Source organism: Paenibacillus sp. JNUCC 35 (assembly GCF_058269095.1).
Genome location: NZ_CM177771.1, coordinates 1,847,532 through 1,870,383, shown reverse-complemented (window position 1 = coordinate 1,870,383; position 22,852 = coordinate 1,847,532). Strand labels below are relative to the sequence as shown.

Here is a 22,852-nt window from a genome sequence, read left to right as displayed (position 1 = left end):
AACATAAGTAGCGAGAGGGGGGGCAAGCGGCGGACATGGGACTATTTTCAATTTTAGCCGTTCAAAGCCCGCGTCCCTTGATTGATTTCCGGTTCGTTCGTTATGCTGTTAGGGTTGTTGCTTATACCTCCGAAGCTGTCGCCCGGCGAAAACGCTGCGGCTCCTCCGCTCATTTTGTTGTTGCTTGACATCACGATACAAGCGGTATTTCCGATTTGAACGTTGGAACTGTTAGAGACACTATTGATTTTGATACTCCCGACAATTGAACCCACCATCCGAACCCCCTCCAAACCAGACTGACCGTGTTTCATTGTATGTACGAGAGGGCCCAAGTGTCACTTTCCCGCTTTATTTCCTACCGGATGGAGAGGCGCTTTGGCGGAAAGGTTTTTTTCGCACCAAAAAAGGCGGTCCGAAGACCGCCCCTCTCATCACGTTTGCCCGGAGAAACGCAGGCACGCGTCCCGTTTCCGTAAGGAAACGCTTCCGCCTACTCTTCCTCTTCCGGCTCTGCCTCGTAGCGGCAGACGAATCTTTCCGTACCGGGGTATTTCTCTCCCAGCGAACTTACCGTAAAGCCGATGCTCCGGTAAAAATCGACGGCGTCCTCGTCCGTCTCCGCCACGATTTCCCGGGGCTTTTTCAGCTGGATCAGCTCCAGGATCTGTCCCCGGCCGTAACCGGCCCCCCTGCACTCCGGATGCACGGCCAAGTGGTGGATCGTCAGAGTCCCTTCCGCATCCGCCGAAAAGCCGACCAGCCCGATAAGGTCTCCCTCCGATTCGTATCCGTACAGCTCGCGCTCCGGTGCCTGCCCGTAGAACCGCACCGCTTCTTCCACGGATTCAGGGTCCGGAAACACGGCATAGCCCAGCAGTTCCCTGATTTTTCCCTGATCCGTGTGCGATTTTATATGTTTGAGCATGGAAATCCCTCCATTCGTAGTCCGTGTAATTTCATAAATTTTTTTAAATAACGATCTGTTAGTTAGTGTCCGTTGTGTGCTTGGTGTATGTATAGAACCCATCAACTTACCGTCCGGCCGTGACTCGCCGCACCTCTTACAAGCATGCCTGTCCGTGCGTCAAGTATACGTGTTCGGGGCTATCCGGCTGACCACCCGGTCGATCCGGAAGCCATTTGCTTTAAGCTTTCCGGCGTAAGCCTATCCCGTCTACCCGATGTAAGGCAGGAGGTAGATTACAAGCGTAACCGTAAACATGCTGAGCACGGTAGACATAAACACGGCCTGCGAAGAAAATTCCGGCTCATTGTCGTACTCGACCGCCAGCAGGACACTGCTGAGAGAGGTCGGCACGGCGCAGGACAGGACAAGCGCTTGCGCCATCACGCCATGAAGTCCCAGCAGATAGACGACGCCCAGACCGATCAGCGGGCCCATGCACAGCCGCAGGAAATTCGACCAGAGCACGTCGGAGAACCGGAAGGTCCACTTCATGCTTCCGAGCTGGACACCCAGGGTGAGCAGAGCCGTCGCCATAAAGCCGTCCACGATATAATGCAGCGGAATATTAAGCGGCTGGGGCACCGCTATCTGATAATGCCGCAGAACGAAAGCGAGCGAAATCATGTAAATCGTCGGCAAATAGGCGACCGTTTTCAACATATCTTTCCAGCTGCTCTTATGGGCGTTTACGTTGTAAACACCGAGCGTATTGGGCAGCAGATTCTGCATCATCATCACGATCATTTGCACGGACAAGGTGAACGCATCCCCGACAAATACCATCTGATTGAGCGGAATCGCGTAATTGGCGCTGTTGTAAAAAATAATGCTGTTGCGCATGGCTCCTTTCATTCCGCCCTTGTACCTGCGGATGCGCACGAACAATTCGGTCATCACGGAAATGGCCGTGAAAAACAGCAGGAAGAACAAAAGCACCTGACCGAGAATCGCCACGGATAACTCCGATTCGTACAGCTTGACGAAAACCAGCGCAGGAGCAAATACGTAAAAATTCAATTTCGACAACGTCTTGATATCCAGGCGGAACGCACGGAACATCGCCGCGCCGATCAGAATCATTACTGCCAGCGGCACGATATTGTTGAGGAAGATATGTATAAAATAGGTCATGCTTTCATCACTTCTCGTCAGTTAGTCGGGAAAGATAAATCGGACAACCAAGCCCATATATGGTAAAATTACCAAGAACAATCGAAATCGGTTCCCCTAATAAGCAAGAAAGGAGGTAAATCAATGAAAAAAATCGTCGTCCTGATCTTTGCCGCTTTTTTCGCTTTTTCCGCCAACGCATCGGCAGCCTATACGGCCGTGTCCAACGATCTGTACGTCAGCCAGCTTGCGCCGCACAAAGCGAGCGTAGGGGTGTGGAGCGCAACAGACGAGATCGTCCGGCTAACGCTTTATTCCAAAAGCCCAAACGGACAGCTGAACCCCGTCTACTCCAAAAGCGTAGCTATCGGTCCGGGTGTTTCCAGCCCGGTTGAACTGTCCGTAGGTTACTTGGCTCCGGGAAGGTATGTTATCCAGGGAGAATTTCAAGGCAGTTACGGCAGCCTGGGCCCCGTTGATCTTTATCCGTCTTTTTAAACGGGCACGGAAAACGCAGCAACCACTGATCGTTTCTCAGTGGTTGTTCTTTTGTTTTCGCTGTTTTTAGTCGGCCTTCAGCGCTCTTCCCTTTTCATCGAGAAAAAATTTCGCCTTACGGACGGTATCTTCTTTAACCATAATCACTCTTCTGACCGAGGGGTCCGATTTATCGACTTTCGTTTCCCAGCCGTCCGTATTCACCAGCTCCAAAATCTCGTCGAGGCTCATGGATTTATATCCGTAAAAGCCGCTTAGCCCGGCCCATTCTTTCAAAAGGACCTTAACCCGGTAATCCAGCTTGTCCAGCGACTCGCCGCCTGCGTTCTTTCTTTTACCCATCTTCATTAACTCCCCTGTGTGTGCAAATTAAAATCCGTCAATGATGTTCCGACTCTTCACTTTACCACGATCTCGACCCGTGTTCCATCGGGAAGTTTATCTAGCTGATTGCCGATCCAAGATCCGGCCCCCCGGTTGTCCGCAGGTTTGATGTAAGCGATATCCGCTCCCTTGCCGCCTTCGGCGCACATCGCCATCGGCCATTCGTCGCGGTCGTAATTTTTTTTGGTCGCGATTCCGGCCAGGGACTGCCTGCGGTTCTCTTCGGCCCCCTTCCGGTCGATCGTGCAGACGGGCGAAGCTCCTTTTGCCACCGCGTCTTTGATGTGCTTGGCGGTTTCGGGATACTTGTCGCTCGGGAAATAGATCGTCTGGTCGACAGAAGTGCTCTTGCCCGTCCCGCCGTCGAACAAACCGGTGTTTTTGGCGACGACCGAGACGAGAACAATCAGCAGAAAAAGAAAAATCGAGGTCGTTTTCTTGTTCTTTTTTCGTGTTTTGGTCATAGTTTCCATCCGCATTCTATGTAGTGGCTATCCTTGCCATTGTATCATACAAACGCGCTTTCCGGACGCAAAAAAACCGCCGCAGGGCTTCGCCCCGCGCGGTTAATTCCGTCAGCCGCCGCTTATCCGCGGTTGGCTTCGCGGATTCTTTTGAGCTGATTGACATGGGCCGTCTCGTGGATGGCGATAAAATGCGCCCACTGGGTGGCGTTCATTTCAAAACCCGACGGATGCGGGAACAGAAGATCGTTGGTGTTCCGTTCGGCCAGCTTCGGGAGGAGCGCCTTCGTCGCCGCCCGTACTTCATCCAGCTTTTGCAGCGCTTCTTCATAAGACAAGGTGCCCGTAGGCTTGGCCGGGTCCGGCGCCTCGATCTTTTTGCCGATAATTCCGCTGGCTTGCAGAATACCCATCACGTCCGTCACCTTCTCGTCCAGCGGTTCGGAAGGTCCGGCCGGCGTTTGGTCCACAACCTGCTTAAGCTGATAGAGGATCATTCCTTCCAGCTTCGCCAGATGCTCCACCACTTCGGTCACATTCCAGCCGTCCGGCTTCTCGCGGAGCTGCTTTTCGTCCGGGCCGAACGAATTCAGAACTTCCGTAAGCTGACGGCGCACATGATCCATATAAGGCACAATATCTTTAAAGGCTACCAAACTAATCCCCTCCGGGTTTCGCGTTGTTCTGCTTGTCTGGTTGCTTTGTCCTCTATTGTACCACGCCGGTTGCCGGAATAAAAAAAGCCGGAGACCGCGTCAGCGGCTCCGTACTTCAAAAATGGCAAACTTCAGATAATTTCCTTCGTCGACCCCGAGCAGGCGCGGATGATCTTTGCCCGCGGCGCGGAATTCGACCAGCCGGAGTATCTTCCCGGCATCGACGGCGGCCGCATGGATAGTCTCCAGGAACAGCTCCGGCGCCATGTGGTACGAGCAGGAAGCCGTCACCAGATAGCCGCCTTCGTTGACCAGCTTCATCCCGTGCAGGTTAATGTCCTTGTAGCCGCGGCAGGCGCCCTCGACGGCGCTGCGCGTCTTCGCGAACGCGGGCGGATCGAGAATGACAACGTCCCACGTCCGTCCTTCCCCGACAGGTTTGGAGGTGTCGACCTTCGCGCCTTGTCCGGCGAGCGCTCTCTGGCGCCGTTCCTCGACTCCCTTCACCTGCTTGCGCAGGTAATCGAAAGCGTCGGCCACGACGAACTCGACCCGGTCTTCAAACCCGTTCAGCGACACGTTCGTGCGGGCGCTCTCCACCGCATGCTCGGAAATGTCCAGGCAGGTGACTTTCTTCGCCCCGTATTTGCACGCATGCAGCGTAAAGCTGCCGGTATGCGAGAAGCATTCGAGCACCGTAGCCCCGTCCCAGTACGGGAACGTGACGACTTTGCCGTTCGCGTTAACCGGCAGACGCCGCATCTGTCCCTCGTGGTCTACCTCCCGGACCGCGATGCCGCTTTCGGCTCCCCAGCCCTTCATAAGCGGCTCGGTTGCCGCGCGGTTTTCCCGCTGGTCGAAGAAATAGCCCGTCTTCTGTCCCTGCTCGATATCGACCTCGATATGAAGACCGTTCTCGAGAATGCGGACATACCGCGGACACTCCCCGTAAAGCGGACCCGTGGTCTGCGTCAGACCCTCCAGCTCTCTCACCGGCACGTCGCTGCGCTCGTAAATACCCTGCGGCGCGAACACTTCCACCAAAGCCGCCGTGATCGCTTCCCGGCACACATCCATGCCGAGCGTCAAAATCTGCACCACGAGAACGTCCGCAAATTTATCGACGGTAAGCCCGGGCAGAAAATCCGCTTCCCCGTATACGAGACGATAAGAATCCGAATCGTGCAAAAACCGCGCCCGGTGTCTGGCGCAGCGCCCGAAACGCTCGACAAAAAACTCCTTCGTCATCGCTTCAAGCGGTTTATAGCTGACTACCCGTCCGGTAATCTGGGACTTCGGATTGTAGTAAGCCGACGCGAGCGGCTGCCCGGCATGGGTCCGCACTTCCACGACCTGTCCGGGAACGGGCTCGCCTTCCACGCGTTCGATTTCGCTTGCGAAGATCCAGGGATGACCCTGTTCAAGCCGTTTTTTTCTTTTTTTCTGTAAGACGATTGCTGCCATTGTAAGGCTCCTTCCTCCTGCCAAAACCCCCGTCCTGCGTGAACGGGAAGCACTTCAATTCGATTGCGGCGGGCAGGGGTGCTTGTCATGCCCTCCGCTGTCCGCTCATATACTTCTAAGACAACCCGTTCTCCACGGAATAACGATCAAAGGAGCAGGACCTATGTGGCTATCACTGGCTCTCCCCCTACTCGCGGGGCTGTCTGTCTTCTTATTCGGGATGAAAATGATGGAGCTCGCCTTAAACCAGCTGGCCGGTCCCCATATATACCGGTTTCTCGAAACCGCCACCCGGACGCCGGCCCACGGCCTCGTCACCGGAACCGCGCTGACGGCGCTGCTCCAAAGCAGCAGCGCCGTCACGGTGATCTCGATCGGCCTGGTCAACGCCGGCGTCTTGACTTTCCCGAGAACGCTCGGCATCATTCTCGGCACGAACATCGGCACGTGCCTGACGACCGAGCTGATCGGGCTCAACCTCGGCGCAGCCGCGCTGCCGCTGCTGCTGGCGTCCAGCGCCGTGTGGCTCGCCAGCTGGCTGCCGGGCCCGGCCCGGGGCCGGGCTGGCGCGGGCGCGGCGGGCGGCGGCGGAAGCAGGCCCGGCGGCTACGCTTCCGGCGGCGCAAAGACGGGCCCGGCCGGTACTCAAGCGCCGTCTCCGCGAGGCGGCGGCATCGCGGAGGGACGGCCTGCCGGCTCAGCGCGTACAGGCGGCGGCCCCGCAGCCGATTGCCCCGCGCCGGACCGCGCTCGTCCGCCGGTGCGTTCGGAAGCGCCCGCTCCCTCCCCCGCGCATGATGTTGTCCGTCCGGCTTCGCGGCAGGGCGGCGCCCGTGGCCCCGCACAGGAGCCGCCCGCCGGGCGCGGCTGGCTGCACGCCGTCCGCTATGCGGCGCTGGCCGCGGCCGGCTTCGCCCTGGTGCTGATCGGCATCCGGATCATGCAGAGCATCGGTCCGGCACTCCAGCATCTGGGCCTGTTCGCCTGGTTTATCGAGCAGGCCCGGGTCAGCCTGCTGTGGGGCGTCATCGCCGGCGCGGTCGTCGCCGCTCTGATCCACAGCTCCAGCGCGGTCATCGTGATGGCCATGGGCTTTGCGGCAAGCGGGGTCATATCGCCTGAGCTCGGCATCGCCGTCACCTTGGGCTCCAACATCGGGACGTGCGTAACCGCCTGGCTCGCCAGCATCGGGGGCACGCGGGCAGGCGTGTTCGTAGCCTGGTCGCATATTTTGCTCAACGTGGGAGGCACGGTGCTCTTCTTCCCGCTGATCGGCCTGCTTCATGAGGTCTCGACTTGGATGACCGCCGATCCGTCGGCGCAAATCGCCCGCGCCCAGACACTTTTTAACGTGGCCAGTTCGCTGATTGCGCTGCCGTTCTGCTATCTCCCCTTCAGTAGGAAGAAGAACCTGCAGCCCCGGACATAAGGGCGACGCCGGAGCTTGTGCCCAGACGCTGCGCTCCGGCTTCTATCATGCTGCGGGCCGTTTCCAGATCGCGGACACCGCCCGAAGCCTTGACACGAACCGCTGCGGATACGGATTGCCGCATAAGACGCACGTGCTCGGCAGTCGCTCCTCCGGGTCCGAATCCGGTTGAGGTTTTCACGAAAGCGGCACCGGCTTCTTCGGCAAGACGGCAGGCAAGCACAATCTGATCGTCGCTCAGAAATCCCGTTTCCAGAATCACCTTCACGATCGCCCGGCCTTTCACGGCATCCACGACTTGCCGGATATCGTCCCGCACCGCTTCGGCGTTTCCTTCCAGCAGGGTGCCCACCGCCAGAACCATATCAATCTCTTCCGCTCCGTACTCCGCCGCTTTTGCCGCTTCGAAAGCTTTGACCTCCGGCAGAGACGCACCGAGAGGAAAACCGACAACCGCGCATACTTTCACCGCGGTGCCCTGAAGCTCCTCTCTGCACAGGGGCACCCATCCGCTGTTCACGCACACGCTGTAGAAGCCGAACTCCTTCGCTTCCCCGCAAAGCTTACGGATATCGCCGCTCCGCGCTTCCGGTTTTAAGAGCGTATGGTCGATATAAGACGCCAGATCGCCGGTCGCCGTCATACGAGCTTCACCTCGTATCCGAGTTTTTGCAAAGCCGCAAGCACAACCCCGTCGTTGTTATCGTATCCCGATTCCGCCTGCTTCTTCCAAGCGGTTTCCGGACTCATCCATTCCACTCCGCTGATTTCTTCTATCTGAGCCTGCAGATCGCCTCCGACCGCTTCCACCAGGTAATAGTGCACTTCCTTCTCCACGGTACCGTGTTCCGGATGCTCGTAACGATAAGCGATAACGTCAAGCGGTTCCATGATCCGGCCCGTAATGCCGGTTTCCTCCGCGATTTCCCGCAGCGCCGTCTCCTCTATCGTTTCGCCCGGCTCCATCTTTCCTTTGGGCAGCGTCATTTTCCCGAAACGGTCCTGAATCAGCTGCACCTCCGTGCGTTCCTCCTGCTTGCGGAACACAACCCCGCCTCCCGAAATCTCCTTCATCGGAACCATCCTTTCCAGCCTCCGGCCTGTGCCGGGGTCATTCTTTACATTCTAACGAATAAACAGGGAGACAAGCAACGGAAAGAAGCCGGCGGCGCTTCTTTTTTTACGTGAGATTTTCGAATCTTACCGGTTAGCGGAAAAATTAGACGCTTTCTTTAGATTAGGAGCTTATAAAATTATTTTTATAAAATCTTAATATGGAATATATTGTTTAAAATCATTTTATTCTGTTTAATTATATTTGGGTATGTTACCCAAATTTACATTTTTCAGGAGGTAGCTTATGTTAGGAAAAAAATCAATGATCGCAGCAACCTGTACGGGCCTCATGTTCTCTTCCCTGATGATAGCCAACTCCGCATCCGCATCCGAGACGTGCGGGGGATATTTGTCCAACATGACAGACCCTCTCGCCATCAGAATGGAAAACGGTGAGAAAGTGATCTGGGACAACGTCGACCCCGTCCTGATTCAAAAACGGGACAAGTATGTCAGCCTGCTGAAGCAGAAAAACTGGACGATCACCTTCAACTCGGCTTACCGTCCGTACCAGTATCAGCGGCATTTGTATGAAATCGTACAGAATGCTTCCAAATCGTCCTGTGTCGCGGCGGAAAAAGCGGCACACGGACTCGGCACGGAAGTCGCGAAGCCGAGCAATACCGCTCCGCACACTCGCGGCATCGCGTTCGATGCCATAGTAAAGGACTCGGCGGGCAACGCCCTGAACGGCAGAACGTTCGTCAACAGCCAGCTGAAAGACGTGGCGGCGCAGGCCGGCCTCAGCTTCCCGCTTCCGACGACCGACGGCGTTCACCATATTGTTGCCGGCGGCTCCACGACACCGGACGACGGCGTGCTGAGGCTCGGAGACCAGGGTCCGGAAGTAACGGAGCTGCAGCAGCAGCTTAACAAAGTCGGCTACACGGTCTCCACGGACGGCATCTTCGGCAGCGGCACGGATACCGCGGTGAAGCAGTTCCAGTCCGCGCACGGCCTGACTTCCGACGGAATCGTAGGCGTGGCGACCAACGCCAAGCTGGACGCGCTCTCCACCACGACGACCGTGCTCCGCTCGGGCAGCTCCGGCGACGAAGTGAAAGTTCTTCAGCGCCTGCTGACCAAAAAAGGCTACGCGTTAACGGCTGACGGAGCTTTCGGCAGCGGCACGGAAACGGCCGTGAAGAAGTTCCAGACGGCCAACTCGCTTACTTCGGACGGAATCGTCGGTTCCGCTACCTGGTCTAAATTAAGACAGTAATTTCCTGACTCATACGATTACTATTTATTTATAAAAAAGCCCGCTCCCTATAAAGGTGAGCGGGCTTTTCCGGGTTTGCTGTTCCGGTTTGCTTTTTCAAATAGATCCTTTAAATCCCGCTAGGTCCTGCCTCTCCTTGTCATCCTGTCTCAGTCGATTTTTTCCTGAGAGGCTGTGGAGAAAAAGTAATAGCCTCCACGCCAGCTAATCTTTTCCCCCTTCCTTAATACTGCAAGCTTATTATACACTTGCAGGAAGTATGACTTGCCGTACTCTTGCGTAAATACGACCGGCTGGTCTTCTGCGAGGTAATGTAATTTGCCCAGTCCGTAGTGCCGGTCAAGCGAGACCAGCAGCTGGTGCCGGAACCCGTTCTGCGAAGCCGAACCAAGCAGATACTTGTCTACATCCGGATGCAGAGATTTCATGCCGGAGTCGCTGTACTTGCCGGCTTCGCTTCTCGCCACTTCCGTTTTTCCGGCGTAATAACGGACTTCCCGGTTCCATGCGCCATTGACGGATTGCAGGCCGTAATAGCGGTACAAGGTGATATTTTCTAAAGGCAGGATGTCCGTGCGGACCCGTACCTTTCCTCCTTCGATTTCATACGAGACCGTTTCCTGCAAAATCTCGCGTCCGCTGCCGTCCGGTTCCTTCGTGTTATAGCCCTGGATCCGGTTGACCGCTTCTATCTTCACCTTGCCGGAAACGATCTTCCCGTCTTGAAGCTCCTTCCCGTCCACGGTCACTTTATAGTGTACGGTTCTGGCCGTCGCCGAGCTGTTCTCGCCCCCGTCGTAGTTGTGGTTGCCGCCGGTGAAATCCTGGCCGTTTCCGTTGCCGTTCCGATCGGCTCTCGCGATATAAGGGCCGATCCAATCCGAGATGTCGGGCCACAAAACAACGGAAGGACGGGTCAAGTCAGAGCTGGTATGTTTGTCCGCATTCGGGCTGAGCCGCCATTCCTTCATCCCGTACAACTTATTGGCGCCGGCATAATCGAACACGATCCACATGTCGCTGCCGCTGTTGTATTTATGCGCAATCTTGACGCTGCTCCCTTCCTTCACGATATACTGAATGCCGCCCCGCTGCGGTTCCCCGAAAAGAGAAAGATTGAATTCATTGTTGGCCGGGACTTCGGCACTTGCAGCATCCCCGGATTTTTCATCGCTGCCGGATACAAAAGCCGCAAAGGATACAGACGAGTAAACGAACGTTATAAGTACGCAAACGAACATAAACAAAACGGTGTGTACGAAAATCTTTTTCATCACGATCACCCTTTCCATGCAGTCTCCCTTACGTCACTAAACGCTTCCCGCTTTCACCCCTCTCCCCGGTATTTTCAAGCGATCCAAATATGGTAAATAAATCCTACTTAATCATAACAAAATAGTGGTTTTTTTCAATATTTTTTCTACACCTATCTGGACTTATTTTTGCGCAAAAAAAACCGCGATCTACGCGGTTTCCTCATCCTGTATGCTGCCCTCGGCATCTCTCTATGCGCCGGGTATGCAGTCCTTGTTTGCTCGTTTCTGGCAAGCTTTTTCGTGCGGATTTCCGAACCGGGACGCACGCTTCCCTTCTCCGTCTCCGGCCAAGCACCCGCCGGTTCAGTTACCGGCCGCTGCACCTTCGCCGGCCGGTAAAGGTGCAGCGATCGGTGAAGGCGAAGGAACGGTACTAGGCCGGGAAGCGCTCGCCCCGGACCCCGCAGCGCCTCCCTCCTCCTTCTTCGCCGGAGGCTTCGGAGTCGGCTTCGCGGAGGCCGTAGGCGCAGCCTCGCCCTCCGGCAGCTTGACTCCCGGAGAAGGCTGCGGGGTCGCCTCCCCGGAAGGCTTCTCCGTGCCTTCCGGCGGCTCTTTGCCCGCGACGGGAGGCTTCACGCTTCCCGTCCCGTTCTTGGGAGGCGGGCTTCCGGCACCCGCCGGGGTCTCTTTCCCTCCGGGAGCGGTGTCCATCCCATCTGCCGGCGCTTGCGACGGCGACGGCGGCGGAGTCGCGGGTGCTTCCCCGGCCGTAGAATCCTCCGTCCGCGTGCGGCTTCCGCTTTTGCGCTCTCTAGAATCGACGGAGGCGTAGGCTTTGCCGTTCTCCCCGTTGATCCGCTGGATTTTTCCTCCGGCAAGGCGGTAGCCTTGTGGAGCTTTGAATGCGGTGACCGGCTGTCCCTTGAGCGCCTGACTCATGATTTTCTGGAAAATGGCGGCCGGAAGCTTATCGCCGCCTGTCGTCAGGTAATGCTCGCGGTTCGTCACCGGGTAACCGACCCACACGGCCGTCACCAGTTCCGGCGTATAGCCGACAAACCACGCATCCTTGGAGCCGTCGATAACGCTCCCGGATGAAGTGCGGAATTCGGCCACATCGGGAAGCTGCGTCGTTCCCGTCTTGCCCGCCACATCGCGGTTAAGCCTTGCGTTGCGGCCCGAGCCTTCCGTGATGACCTTCTGGAGCATCTCCGACATCGTGTAGGCCGTATTGGCATCGATCACCCGCATCGTTTTCGTTTTCTGCTCCAAAATGACGTTGCCGCTTCGGTCTTTCACTTGTGTGACCGCATAAGCGTGAGCCAGATTGCCGCCATTCGCATACATCGTGTAGGCCTGCGCCATGATTAACGGAGAAGTGCCGTATTTCATGCCGCCCAGGGCAAGGCCGTAAACCCGATCGTCATCTTCCAGCGGAAGACCGGCTTTGCGTCCGAAAGCCAGCGCCTTCTCGATGCCCACTTCCTTCATCAGCGCCACGGCAGGCACATTATAGGACTGAGCCAGCGCTTCCTCCATCGTCACCCAGCCGTGGAACCGGTGGCCGTAATTGTTCGGCTTGTAGCCTCCGGCGAATTCCGTTTCCGCATCGTTGATCAGATCCTGGGGCTTGAAGCCGGCCAGCAGCGCCGGCGTATACACGACCACGGGCTTGATCGTCGAGCCCGGCTGGCGCTGAAGCTGCGTCGCGTAATTAAACGCCCGGAACTCTTTCGTTTCGCTGCGGGAACCGACCAGCCCTTTTACCGCGCCGGTCTTCGCATCCAGGACGACGACGGAGCTCTGCAGCCCGCCTTTGTCCCCGGGGAAATTTTTCTTGTCCCGGTAGACGGCTTCCGCCGCATCCTGGACTTTCGGGTCCAGATTCGTGTAAATTTCCAGCCCCGCCGACAAAATTTCCTGCTCGGACATTTTCGTTTTATCCAGCGTCTCCTGAATGACATAATCCACGTAAGTGGGGTACTTGTTGCTTGCCGAAAGAGACGTATTCTCCGTCAGCTTAATGAGCTCGTTCTGGGCACGGTCGCGTTCCTCGGCCGTAATTTTCCCCTGCGACGCCATCATGCCGAGCACGAGATCCCGGCGCTCTTTGGCTTTATCGGGATTGTTAAGCGGCGAATACGCATTCGGCGACTTCGGCAGTCCCGCAAGCAGCGCCGCCTCCGCCAGCGTAAGCTCGGATGTGTTTTTCCCGAAATAAATCTGCGAAGCCCGCTCGATCCCCCAGGCCCCCCGGCCGTAATAAATATAATTGAGGTAAAGCTCCAGAATCTGCTCTTTGCCGTACTTGTTTTCGATCTTGAGCGCGGCGACCGCTTCATTGATTTTGCGCTCAAGCGTCTGCTCCGAGCTGAAAAGCTTCACTTTGGCAAGCTGCTGGGTAATCGTACTCCCGCCCTGCACAACCTCCCCGTTTTTCACATTTGTAAACAACGCGCGGCTCAGACCCTTGTAATCAATCCCGTCATGCTCGTAAAACCGGGAATCTTCCACCGCAACAATCGCATTCGTCAGCTCTTTCGGAAACGCCGAATACGGAACATATTCCATTCTGGAATTGGTCAGCTCCGTGATCAGCTCCTTATTCGCATCGTAAATCCGCAGCGGCATCGGCGGCTCCTGCGCCAGCTTCGAAAGATCCGTCTGCCGGTACATCTCGATTCCCGTCTTCGCTGCCCACGCTCCTGCACCAAGTACAACGACTAACGCTCCCAGAACGACAAAACCGGCGATTTTACGCAATTTTCTCTTCTTTTTCGGTGTCGTTCGATTCTTTCTTCCGGGCTTATCCGTCTGCTCGGTGTCGGTCATGCGTCCCCCTCCATCCAGCTGTGTATGTAACATGCCTGCTACCTATTACCACCGGAAAAAGAGGTTTTAAACACACGGCGCGTTTTTGCCCATGAAAAAACGGACCTCCGCCCCTGCAGGCGGCCGATCCGCAGCTTCTTTTCTCTCTATTTTTCCTATCCGATAAAAAAATGTGCAGCCGCTCTCCGGAAACTTGTGCAGCCAAACCGCGTTGGCGCGCCTTAGCTCCATCTGCCGCTTATTTGCCTGCCGCAACCTGCTTCAGCGCCTGCTCGATGAAAGAATTATCCACCACCCGGGTCACGTCGATCTTCTGCTTGATCGCGTCCTGCGAGAGCATAAAATCCGCCGTCGACTGCTGCGCCTCCACAAATTCCGGCGTAATGACCGCGTTCAGCGCTTCGAGATTGCTCAGCACTTTCCGCACGATCCCGGGGTCCAGCTTTTTGGCCTTGGCCAAAATTCCGACCGCTTCCTCCTGATGTTCCGTCAGCCAAAGTCTGGCTTTCTCGTACGTTTTCAGGAAAAGCACCGTCAAATCCGGGTGTTCCCGGGTAAACTCGCTGCGCGCGACGATAAAGCCCGGCCCGAGAAGATCGAGCTGCTTTCCGTCCGCCAGCACCGATGCGCCTCCCGTCACGACTTCACTCGTTATAAACGGCTCCCAGATCGCCCAGGCATCCACCGCCCCGCTCTGGAATGCGGGCCTTGCCTCGTCCGGCTGAAGCTGGACGATTTTAATGTCGTCGGGCTTTAAACCGGCTTGGACGATTGCCCTGTACAGGAAAATCCAGCCGCTGCTGCCTTTGGCCACGGCGATTTTTTTGCCTTTCAGGTCCCGCACCGTTTGGAGGGGACTGCCTTTCGGAACGAGAATCGCGTTCCCTTTCTTGCCGTCGCCGCTTACGGCGATTTCTTTAAATTCCACCTTACCTGCCTGGGCGGCAATGACAGGCCCGTTTCCGACGATCCCGAAGTCGAGCCGCCCGGCCGTAATGGACTCGAAATGGGGAGGGCCGCTCTGAAACTCCTGCCATTTGACCTCCGCCCCCGCTTCCGCGAATGCTTCCTCGAACCATTTCTTCTCCCGGGCGATCAGCAGCGGTCCCAGGCTCTGCTGGATTCCGATGCTCACCGTCACTTTGTCTTTCCCGCTTTTTCCGGCCGGGGCCGCCCCTTCCGTTAAAGCCTGCTCCCCTCTGCCGGTGCAGCCCGAAAGCAGCAGAATCATCAGGAGCGCAAAAGGTACGGCCCACCTGCAACCACGTTTTCTCTCATCCGCCGCCGGAGCCGTTTTGCGTGCAGCTTTCATTCTTTCTCCCCTTTCGTTCCGGTTCAAGTCTCCTGTACGGCCACCCCGAGCGAGCCTACGCCTCAATCTTCTCCTTATGCCCTGAAAAAGTTATCTCCGCCGCCGCTCCGCGCTCCGCCAGCTTTCTTTTGAAAACCGGCAGCAGCAAATCTCCCGTAATCCGGGCCTCTTCCAGATTCGGATACCCCGAAAGAATAAACGAAGAAATGCCGATATCCGTAAATTCCAGCAGACGATCCGCCACCTGCTCGGCGCTGCCGACGAACGTCATGGCGCCGCCGCCGCGCACAATGGAAATGCCCGCCCACAAATTCGGGCCGATCAGATACCCGTTCGCCCGGGAACCTTCCCGCAGCGAGTTCTGGCGCTGCTGGTTCGTCGCATCCGTTTCCTTAAAGCGGTGGCTGGACCATTCGATCGCGCTGTCGTCCACTTTGGAAATAATCTCCCACGCGTCTTTCCAGGCTTCTTCCTCCGTTTCGCGAACGACCACCTGCGCACGCAGCCCGTAGCGGAGATCGCGCTCTTTCCCGGTGGACGCCTTCACTTCGGCCCGAATCTCCTCCACTTCCCGGATCTGCTCCCGTATCCAGGCAAGAGGCTCCGCCCACATCAAGTAGACGTCCGAGGTTTCGACGGCCGTCCGCTTCCCGGCTTCGGAGCTGCCCCCGAAATAAAGAGGCGGATAAGGCTTTTGCACGGGCAGAGGCAGTGCCGCCCCTCCTTCGAGCCGGTAATACTTGCCGCTGAACTCGACCTTCTCCGAATCGCCGTACTTGTATCCGCCGCCGGCGAGAAATTTCTCCCCGCCGTCGTTTGAGCGCGTCCACACGCTGCGGACGATATGCAGAAACTCCCGGGTGCGTACATACCGCTCGTCATGATCGCCGGCGAGCGGATCTCCCGCAGCCGACAAGTCGGACGGAGATCCGCCCGTTACGACGTTGATCAGCGCCCGGCCGCCGGACAGGACGTCGAGCGTGGCGGCCATTCTGGCGGCAAGAACGGGCGCGATCAGCCCCGGCCTCATCGCCACCAGAGGCTTGAGCGTCTTCGTATGCGAAGCGACGATGGAGCCGACAATCCAGGCATCCAGGCACGATCCGCCTGTGGGGATGAGGGCGAACGTAAAGCCCGCTTCCTCCGCCGTTTGCGCCACTTGAATCATATAGTCGGCGGATGATTCTCTTTCCGGCTCGACTCCGATATATTTGCCATCTCCCGTGGTCGGAATAAACCAGCCGAATTCCACTTCCGGAACCGCGTTTCCCATGTTCCACGCTCCTTCGATGTTCATATTTCACCCTGCGAATATTAAACTTTTCTCATGCATTTAGTCGGATTAAAAACAATGTAAAGCCACCCTTCCTAATTCACGCCCCCTTCCCTGCAAAAAATGCCGCCTCTTCTTCCCGCGGCCCGTCCGCTTCACTCCTCTCGGCTACGCAAAAAAGCCGGAAACAATAAGCTCTCGCTTATGTCTCCGGCTGTCCGGTAGATGGGAATCAATGGAATTGTACCCCATCTTAACACCGTGCCCAGGGTCTGTCAACCCGCTATAAAACGTTTCTCAGACAATCGCTTTGATCCGATTCGCGGGCGCGGACTGCTCTTCCGCCACGCGGATCAGCTTGCCTTTGGATTCGTTCACGCCGGCTTCCTGCACTTCGACCGTACATACCCGGCCGATCATCTCTTCAGGCGCCTCGAATACCATCTGCATATAGTTGTCGCTGTAGCCCATCAGCAGGCCGCTGTCTTCGGCGGCCCCTTTGTAGGCGCGCTCCGGAATGACTTCCAGCTGTTTGCCCACATATTGCTTCGCGTACTCCAACTGCATTCTCTCCGACAAGTCGATCAGCTCGTGAACGCGTGCGTTCTTGATCTCTTCGTCGATTTGGTCCAGCATCCGCGCGGCGGGCGTTCCCGTCCGTTTGGAATACGGGAATACGTGCATTTCGGCGAACTTCATCTGTTCCATAAAGGCATAACCTTCGCGGAACATTTCGTCCGTTTCGCCCGGGAAGCCGACGATGATGTCCGTCGTGATGGCCGCGCCCGGCAGCGCTTTATGGATCAGCTCGATTTTGCGGCCGTATTCGGCAGTCGTATATTTGCGGCGCATCCGTGCCAGAACCTGGTCGTTGCCGGCCTGGAGCGGAATGTGCAGATGACGGCACATTTTATCGGAGGCGCCCAGCACTTCCAGTACTTCGTCCGTAATCTGGCTCGCTTCGATCGAGGAGATCCGGATCCGGTTCAAACCGTCTACCTTGTCCAGGTCCCACAGCAGGCGGGCCAGACTGTAATTCTCCATATCTTCGCCGTAGCCGCCGGTGTGAATACCCGTCAGCACGATTTCTTTGTAGCCCGCGTCAACGAGCATGTGCGCCTGCTTGACGACGCTCTCAGGTTCCCGGCTGCGCATAAGGCCGCGCGACCACGGAATGATGCAGAAGGTGCAGAAATTGTTGCAGCCTTCCTGGATTTTCAGAAACGCGCGGGTGCGGTCGGCAAAATCCGGTACGTCCAGTTCCTCGAACTGGCGCGTTTTCATGATGTTGCGCACGGCGTTGATCGGCTGGCGCTCCTGTTGGAACTGCTTCACCAGGGAAATGATTTTGTCGCGGTCCTGCGTCCCGATCACGAGATCGACGCCCGGAATCGCCATGATTTCCGCTGGCGAAGTCTGCGCGTAACAGCCCGTAACGGCCACGATGGCCTCCGGATTACGCCGAACGGCTCGACGGATCATCTGGCGGCTTTTCTTGTCGCCGGTATTCGTAACGGTACACGTATTGATCACGTAAACGTCCGCCGTCTGTTCAAAATCGACCTGTTCATACCCTTCGCCTTTGAACATCTGCCAGATCGCTTCGGTGTCGTAAAAATTAACTTTGCACCCCAAGGTGTGAAATGCCACAGTTGACATGATGTTATCCTCCCATCTCTCCGGATTCGTATAGGATGCACGCAAGCCCGACCATAGCGGCCGTCTCCGTGCGTAAAATTCTCCGTCCGAGCGACACGGACACGCAGCCCGCGGCCTCGGCCTCGCGGATCTCCTGCTCGGTGAATCCCCCTTCGGGGCCTACAAGCAGCAGCAGCCTCGACGGTTTGCCGTCCGCTGCGCTGTCCGCACCGGCTCCGGCCGCCGCTTTCCGCGGAGCGCCGATTTCGTCCGTCCGGCTGTCCCGGGACCCGAAATAACGGCGGATCGCCGTTCCGATGCCGAATCCGTCTTCTTTCTCGTAACAAATCCAGGCTCCGTCGGCGGCTTCGGAAACCAGCTTCAAAAGAGCTTTCCACGAAAGCACGGACTCGATGACCGGAATCCGGTTCCGGTGCGCCTGCTCCGCCGCTTCCTTGGCTATTTTATTCCAGCGCTCGGTGCGCTTGGCTTCTTTCTTCGCATCGTACTGGACGACGGTCCGTTCGGACACGAACGGCAGAAAACGCGCGGCGCCGATTTCGGTCCCCTTCTGGATGACCGTCTCCATCTTGTCGCCCTTGGGCAGACTTTGCGCGATCCATACCTCGACGGCAGGCTCCGCGCTCATTTCCAGCGTCTCGACGATCTTCGCTTCGACGCGGTTTTTGTCGACCGCCGTAATTTCAACGATCGCTTCACGGCTGACGCCGTCGCTGCAGATGCAGCGGTCGCCCTCTTCGGCACGCATGACGCGCGCGAGATGATGAGCATCGTCGCCTGTAATCGCGACGGAATCCGCGCCGAAATCTCCGGCTGGAATGAAATATCTTTGCATTGCGGCCACTCTTTCTTTGTCGAAAATGCTAAAAATCGCGTACATTTCATCTTACAATGTTCTCGTCTCAAAAGCTACCGCTGGCACAAATTTTCATCGAGCCGTCAAAGGCCCGGTCAGCTTTAACGGCCTTAGGTGTATCCGGCGTATTCGGTCCTGCGGGATAGCCCGGAACTCCTTTTATCCGATCAGTCTGAAAAACTGGTCGATGGGCAGCCGTTCGCCGAAAAGCGAGCCGATCAGATCGTTAAACGCATAAATGATATCGTACTGCAGCGAGAAAATCGGCCCCAGCGTTACCCGGTACAAAGGCGGGATAAACGCGACCAGCAGCAGGACAAGCATTCCCCACTGCTCATATTGCCTGAGCTTTTCGCGCCCGGCGACCGGGAGCACATCCTCCAGAATCCGGTATCCGTCGAGCGGAGGAACCGGAAGCAGGTTTAAGATGAACAGCAGCACGTTCATTTTCACGAACAGGATCATAAAAATAAGCACGGCCTTCTGCACGCCCGCGGACCAACCGACGATTCCCGTGTAGTTCAGCAGCACATAAAACACGATAATGCCGAGGAAACCGAGAACCAGGTTGCTGAAGGGCCCCGCGAAGCTGACGATGACGCCCATGAGGCGGGGCTTCTTGAAATTGGAGCGCCGGACGGGAACGGGCTTCGCCCAGCCGAACCCGGCGATGATGAACAGCAGCGTCCCCAGCACATCGAGATGGACGCGGGGATTCAACGTCACCCGGCCCTCCTTGTAAGCGGTAGGGTCCCCGAATTTGTAAGCCGAGTAGGCGTGCGCGAACTCATGCACCGTAAAGGCGATGATGAGCACGAGCAGCGTGAACGGCAGCAGTTGTAAAATGGCGCTGAAATCCCCCATGCGGCCCGCCTACCTTTTCCGCGCGATCAGCACGACCCACTCTCCGTCGCGGCGCACGTCCTCAACTTCGAAGCCGGCTGCGAGGAGGCCGTTTTCCACATCTTTCTGCTTGCTTAGAATAACGCCGGACACGACATAGCAGCCGCCTGGCGCCAGCACTTTGTAGACATCGTCAAGGAAGAGCAGAATAATTTCCGCCAAAATGTTCGCGACGACCACCTGAACGGGGAGTTTCACGCCGAGATCCGCGCCCCCGCCCGCTTCGCTTTCTTTGAAAACGCCCAGGAGATCGCTCAGCTTCACGTGAATCGTATCCTCCAGGCCGTTGAGCTTGGAGTTCTCGCTTGCGCTCGAAACCGCAACCGGGTCAAGGTCGACGGCAAGGACGCGCCGGGCCCCGAGCTTGGCCGCAGCGATCGACAGGATGCCGGAACCCGTGCCCACGTCGATCACATCTTCCCCGCCCTTAATGACCTCTTCCAGGGTCTTGAGGCACAGCGACGTGGTGGCATGTGTTCCCGTACCGAATGCCATTCCCGGATCGAGCTCCAGAATGATCTCGCCTTCCGATGCCGTATATTCTTCCCATGTCGGTTTGATCGTTAAACGTTCTGTAATGCGGACAGGTTTAAAGTACTGCTTCCAGGCGTTCGCCCAGTCTTCGTCGTCCACCTCGCGCAGCTCGTAAGACGGATTTCCCGTATCGATGCCGAATTCGGCCAGCCCTTCGACCGACTGCTTGAGCGTGCTCATAATGGAATCCAGCTCGGTTCCTTCCACGAAGTACCCTTTGATAACGGCACGGCCTTCCGGAATATCGTTAAAAGGAAGCTCGTACCACTGTCCGAGCGAAGTATCCCGCTTCTTATTCAAAGTGCCGGATTCTTCGATGGAAACCCCTCCGGCTCCAAATTCGTGGAGAAAATTGGAGATCATTTCGACGGCTTGTTCCGTCGTGTTTACCGTAATTTCATGCCAACGCATCGCGACTTGTTCCCCCTTGCGGATTTTAGCCTTGCTTATCCGCTCACATATCTTGTTATTGTACTATACTTTACAAGCCCGGTAAAACCGTCCGCACCGGCCGCGATACCGGCTCATGCGGAGCATGCAAGAAAGCCCTCACTCCTCCGCTGTGAAACCCGGAGGGGTGAGGGCTTGTACCGGCTGCCGGCTGATCGGCCGTGCGATTTCGCCCGCCGCAGTGCGGGGGAGCGGTCGCGGCGTCCGGCCCGGTTACAGGCCGGACGTCAGATCTCGCCCCCGCATTCGCGGATCACACGCATCGCCTGGTGATGCGTGCTCTCGTCCACCACGACCGTCAGCAGAATATCGCGGCCGGTCGGCATCCCCGACCCGCCGTCGCTCATTCCGCTGGCGGTAGGATCCGCCGCCGCGAGAATGCCGGCGTCGCGCGAATACCACTCGGCACTCTGCGTCAAATTGCCGAGGCTGGCGAAATCCCCGTTCAGCGGATTCATCTGCTGCTGAACGTCTTCTCCCTGAAAGCGGTCGAACCGGGCGATCTGCATGTCGATCGCCCGCAGCGCTTTCAGTTTGGCGGCAGCCCCCTCGGCTTCCTCGGGGGAGCGGAAAGTCGCGAGTATGCTCTTCTCGCTCATCGACCCTGCCGCTCCTGGCGGCTGTCCGCAGCACTCGCGCGCTGCAGGGCTTCCAGATCTTCCGCGTCGGCTTCTTCCGAGCTGAACTCCACATCCTCGTTTTTGCCGATCGGAATCAGCTGCGAAATCGGTTCGGAGATTTCTTCGTGTTCGTTCCGGTTTTCGCTCATCGTTTTGTGCCTCCTTATGCAAACTAAAAATTAGCATGCTTTACAGAGGCTTTTTTTATGCAGTCGGGAACGTCCTCCGCTTTGTCTTATCGTACGTCCCTTTCCTGTTCTGACCGGTCAGACACAGGCCAGCCGACGAATCACTGGGGACACGCATTTAGCGGAGCGGCGAAGGTCACAGACAACTCGCGCGACCAACTTGATCTCTTCGAATTTGTCCGCCGACTTCGTATTAACTGCCGGAATCGTCCATTTGGATTTTTTTCACATCTCTCTTCGCGACCGCGACCAGATAGATCAGATAAACGATCCCTACTGCCGTCCAGATCAATCCCAGCGTCATCGAATGGCGGTCCAGATGCGTCCAGATGTACGCCACAAATCCCGCTCCGATCAGAGGCGCGACCAAATACCGCATATAATCGTCGAAGCTTCTCTGCTTCTTTTTGAAAATATAATGGATAATGACGGAAAGGTTCACAAACGTGAACGCAATCAGCGCCCCGAAGTTAATAAACGAGGTAGCCGTCACGAGATCGAGCTTTAACGCGATCAGCGATATACAGCCGATAAACAGGACGTTATAGACCGGCGTGCCCGTTTTGGGATGCACATACCCGAAAAATTTCCTCGGCAGATAGCTGTCACGCCCCATGGCGTACAAAAGCCGGGTAACGCTAGTCAGGGAAACGAGGCCCGAAGCCAGTGTGGACGAAAGCGCCGCGGCCAGGAACACGAGCTGGAACACCTTGCCCCCGATAAACAGGGCGATTTCCGGCGAAGCCCCCTCCGGGTCTTCGAATACGGAAACGTCCGGGAACAGCGACTGAGTGAAGTAGGAAGCCGTCATAAACAGGATTCCGCCGATCATCGCGACGAGAATGATGGCCCGCGGCGTGTTCTTTTCCGGGTCCACCGTTTCTTCGGTCAGCGTCGATACCGCATCGAATCCGAGGAAGGCGAAGCAGAGGATCGAGGCGCCTACGAGCAGGGCCGGGATGGACATATCCGGGGCGTAGAAAGGCTGGGCGTTGAACACCTCACCGACTCCTTGCCCGTTCATGAGGCCTTTTACGGCGAGTGCGGCGAACAGGACCACGACGACGATCTGGAAAAGCACAAGGAATGTGTTGACCGAAGCCGTTATTTTCACCTTCAGCAGGTTCAGCGCCGTAATAAAGAGGACGAAACCGACGATCCAGATCCAGGCCGGAATTTCCGGGAAAACCGCGGACAAATAAATGCCTGTCAGCAGAGCGTTGATCATGGGCAGGAATAAGTAATCCAGCAGCGCCGCCCAGCCGACCAGGAAACCCGCATACGGATGAATCGTATTCCGCGCGTATGCGTAAGCGGAGCCCGCCGTCGGGTAAACTCTCACCATTTTGCCGTAGCTGGACGCGGTGAAAAGGATCGCCAGCAAAGTCAGCGCATAAGCGGCCGGGACGTGCCCTCCCGTTTCATCCGACACGATTCCGTACGTATCGAACACCGCCATAGGAGCCATATATCCGAGACCGATGACCACGATATGCCAAAGTTTCAGCGTCCGCTGCAATTCCATGTTGGGTTTCAAGTAAGATTCTCCTTTTGCGTTGAAAATTGCCGTCCGCGCTCCTGTGCCGGAGCGCCTCTGTAAGGGTACAACGAATTATTATACAGGAAATTGCATGATGTTCCAGTCCGAAATTTTAA

Annotated in this window: 23 protein-coding genes; 3 read left to right on the top strand and 20 right to left on the bottom strand. The window is 56.8% G+C overall.

The window, feature by feature from the left end; genetic code table 11:
- Positions 1 to 53: 53 nt before the first annotated feature.
- From AC2TF6_RS08580 to AC2TF6_RS08570, 3 genes are all read right to left on the bottom strand, one after another.
- Positions 54 to 278, bottom strand: coding sequence for a spore germination protein (locus AC2TF6_RS08580; protein ID WP_491310690.1), 225 nt, complete (start codon positions 276 to 278; stop codon positions 54 to 56).
- 215 nt (positions 279 to 493) lie between these two features.
- Positions 494 to 928 carry a GNAT family N-acetyltransferase gene (locus tag AC2TF6_RS08575; protein ID WP_491310689.1) on the bottom strand — a complete coding sequence of 145 codons (435 nt, stop codon included), beginning with the start codon at positions 926 to 928 and terminating at the stop codon, positions 494 to 496.
- Between the two features lie 249 nt (positions 929 to 1,177).
- Positions 1,178 to 2,101: an AEC family transporter gene (locus AC2TF6_RS08570; RefSeq protein WP_491310688.1), complete on the bottom strand. Its 924-nt coding sequence runs from the start codon at positions 2,099 to 2,101 to the stop codon at positions 1,178 to 1,180.
- Positions 2,102 to 2,224: 123 nt separating this feature from the next.
- Between AC2TF6_RS08570 and AC2TF6_RS08565 the strand changes: the two genes are divergently transcribed.
- Positions 2,225 to 2,578 (top strand): hypothetical protein, encoded by a 354-nt coding sequence (locus tag AC2TF6_RS08565; protein WP_491310687.1) that lies wholly within the window; start codon positions 2,225 to 2,227, stop codon positions 2,576 to 2,578.
- A 66-nt stretch (positions 2,579 to 2,644) separates the two neighbouring features.
- Here AC2TF6_RS08565 and AC2TF6_RS08560 read toward each other — a convergent pair whose 3' ends face one another.
- The 4 genes from AC2TF6_RS08560 to AC2TF6_RS08545 form a co-directional block, all read right to left on the bottom strand.
- Positions 2,645 to 2,920: a hypothetical protein gene (locus tag AC2TF6_RS08560; RefSeq protein WP_009675426.1), complete on the bottom strand. Its 276-nt coding sequence runs from the start codon at positions 2,918 to 2,920 to the stop codon at positions 2,645 to 2,647.
- 56 nt (positions 2,921 to 2,976) lie between these two features.
- A complete protein-coding gene (locus AC2TF6_RS08555; protein ID WP_491310686.1) occupies positions 2,977 to 3,426 on the bottom strand; it encodes a NucA/NucB deoxyribonuclease domain-containing protein in 450 nt (149 codons plus the stop codon).
- Positions 3,427 to 3,548: 122 nt separating this feature from the next.
- On the bottom strand, positions 3,549 to 4,082 hold the full coding sequence (locus tag AC2TF6_RS08550; protein WP_491310685.1) for a DinB family protein: 534 nt from the start codon (positions 4,080 to 4,082) through the stop codon (positions 3,549 to 3,551).
- A gap of 99 nt (positions 4,083 to 4,181) precedes the next feature.
- On the bottom strand, positions 4,182 to 5,546 hold the full coding sequence (locus AC2TF6_RS08545) for a class I SAM-dependent rRNA methyltransferase (RefSeq protein ID WP_491310684.1): 1,365 nt from the start codon (positions 5,544 to 5,546) through the stop codon (positions 4,182 to 4,184).
- A 163-nt stretch (positions 5,547 to 5,709) separates the two neighbouring features.
- Between AC2TF6_RS08545 and AC2TF6_RS08540 the strand changes: the two genes are divergently transcribed.
- On the top strand, positions 5,710 to 6,975 hold the full coding sequence (locus AC2TF6_RS08540; protein WP_491310683.1) for a Na/Pi symporter: 1,266 nt from the start codon (positions 5,710 to 5,712) through the stop codon (positions 6,973 to 6,975).
- Here the strand turns inward: AC2TF6_RS08540 and deoC are convergent.
- Complete coding sequence (gene deoC, locus AC2TF6_RS08535; RefSeq protein ID WP_491310682.1) at positions 6,941 to 7,618, bottom strand: deoxyribose-phosphate aldolase; 678 nt, start codon at positions 7,616 to 7,618, stop codon at positions 6,941 to 6,943. The genes AC2TF6_RS08540 and deoC overlap by 35 nt on opposite strands.
- On the bottom strand, positions 7,615 to 8,058 hold the full coding sequence (locus AC2TF6_RS08530; protein WP_491310681.1) for an NUDIX hydrolase: 444 nt from the start codon (positions 8,056 to 8,058) through the stop codon (positions 7,615 to 7,617). Before AC2TF6_RS08530 ends, deoC begins: the two co-directional genes overlap by 4 nt.
- Before the next feature lie 277 nt (positions 8,059 to 8,335).
- On the opposite strand from AC2TF6_RS08530, the gene AC2TF6_RS08525 reads away from it, so the two are divergent.
- Positions 8,336 to 9,313: a peptidoglycan-binding protein gene (locus AC2TF6_RS08525; protein WP_491310680.1), complete on the top strand. Its 978-nt coding sequence runs from the start codon at positions 8,336 to 8,338 to the stop codon at positions 9,311 to 9,313.
- Between the two features lie 149 nt (positions 9,314 to 9,462).
- Here the strand turns inward: AC2TF6_RS08525 and AC2TF6_RS08520 are convergent, their stop codons facing one another.
- From AC2TF6_RS08520 to AC2TF6_RS08470, 11 genes are all read right to left on the bottom strand, one after another.
- Positions 9,463 to 10,587, bottom strand: coding sequence for a hypothetical protein (locus AC2TF6_RS08520; protein ID WP_491310679.1), 1,125 nt, complete (start codon positions 10,585 to 10,587; stop codon positions 9,463 to 9,465).
- A gap of 345 nt (positions 10,588 to 10,932) precedes the next feature.
- Positions 10,933 to 13,401, bottom strand: coding sequence for a transglycosylase domain-containing protein (locus tag AC2TF6_RS08515; protein ID WP_491310678.1), 2,469 nt, complete (start codon positions 13,399 to 13,401; stop codon positions 10,933 to 10,935).
- A 238-nt stretch (positions 13,402 to 13,639) separates the two neighbouring features.
- Complete coding sequence (locus AC2TF6_RS08510) at positions 13,640 to 14,713, bottom strand: aliphatic sulfonate ABC transporter substrate-binding protein (protein WP_491310677.1); 1,074 nt, start codon at positions 14,711 to 14,713, stop codon at positions 13,640 to 13,642.
- 55 nt (positions 14,714 to 14,768) lie between these two features.
- Entirely contained in the window at positions 14,769 to 15,986 is a 1,218-nt protein-coding gene (locus tag AC2TF6_RS08505) for an LLM class flavin-dependent oxidoreductase (RefSeq protein WP_491310676.1), read from the bottom strand.
- A gap of 297 nt (positions 15,987 to 16,283) precedes the next feature.
- On the bottom strand, positions 16,284 to 17,645 hold the full coding sequence (gene mtaB / locus AC2TF6_RS08500; protein WP_491310675.1) for a tRNA (N(6)-L-threonylcarbamoyladenosine(37)-C(2))-methylthiotransferase MtaB: 1,362 nt from the start codon (positions 17,643 to 17,645) through the stop codon (positions 16,284 to 16,286).
- Positions 17,646 to 17,649: 4 nt separating this feature from the next.
- Positions 17,650 to 18,480 (bottom strand): 16S rRNA (uracil(1498)-N(3))-methyltransferase, encoded by an 831-nt coding sequence (locus tag AC2TF6_RS08495; RefSeq protein ID WP_491310674.1) that lies wholly within the window; start codon positions 18,478 to 18,480, stop codon positions 17,650 to 17,652.
- 180 nt (positions 18,481 to 18,660) lie between these two features.
- The gene (locus AC2TF6_RS08490) at positions 18,661 to 19,365 is read right to left on the bottom strand and encodes a site-2 protease family protein (protein WP_491310673.1); all 705 of its coding nucleotides are present in this window, start codon (positions 19,363 to 19,365) and stop codon (positions 18,661 to 18,663) included.
- A 9-nt stretch (positions 19,366 to 19,374) separates the two neighbouring features.
- On the bottom strand, positions 19,375 to 20,349 hold the full coding sequence (gene prmA / locus AC2TF6_RS08485; protein ID WP_491310672.1) for a 50S ribosomal protein L11 methyltransferase: 975 nt from the start codon (positions 20,347 to 20,349) through the stop codon (positions 19,375 to 19,377).
- Between the two features lie 266 nt (positions 20,350 to 20,615).
- Complete coding sequence (locus AC2TF6_RS08480) at positions 20,616 to 20,987, bottom strand: hypothetical protein (protein WP_491310671.1); 372 nt, start codon at positions 20,985 to 20,987, stop codon at positions 20,616 to 20,618.
- Positions 20,984 to 21,157 (bottom strand): YfhD family protein, encoded by a 174-nt coding sequence (locus AC2TF6_RS08475; RefSeq protein WP_491310670.1) that lies wholly within the window; start codon positions 21,155 to 21,157, stop codon positions 20,984 to 20,986. The genes AC2TF6_RS08480 and AC2TF6_RS08475 overlap by 4 nt, the downstream gene beginning before the upstream one ends.
- Positions 21,158 to 21,389: 232 nt before the next feature.
- Positions 21,390 to 22,733, bottom strand: a complete 1,344-nt coding sequence (locus AC2TF6_RS08470) for an APC family permease (protein WP_491310669.1) — start codon at positions 22,731 to 22,733, stop codon at positions 21,390 to 21,392.
- Positions 22,734 to 22,852 lie beyond the last annotated feature (119 nt).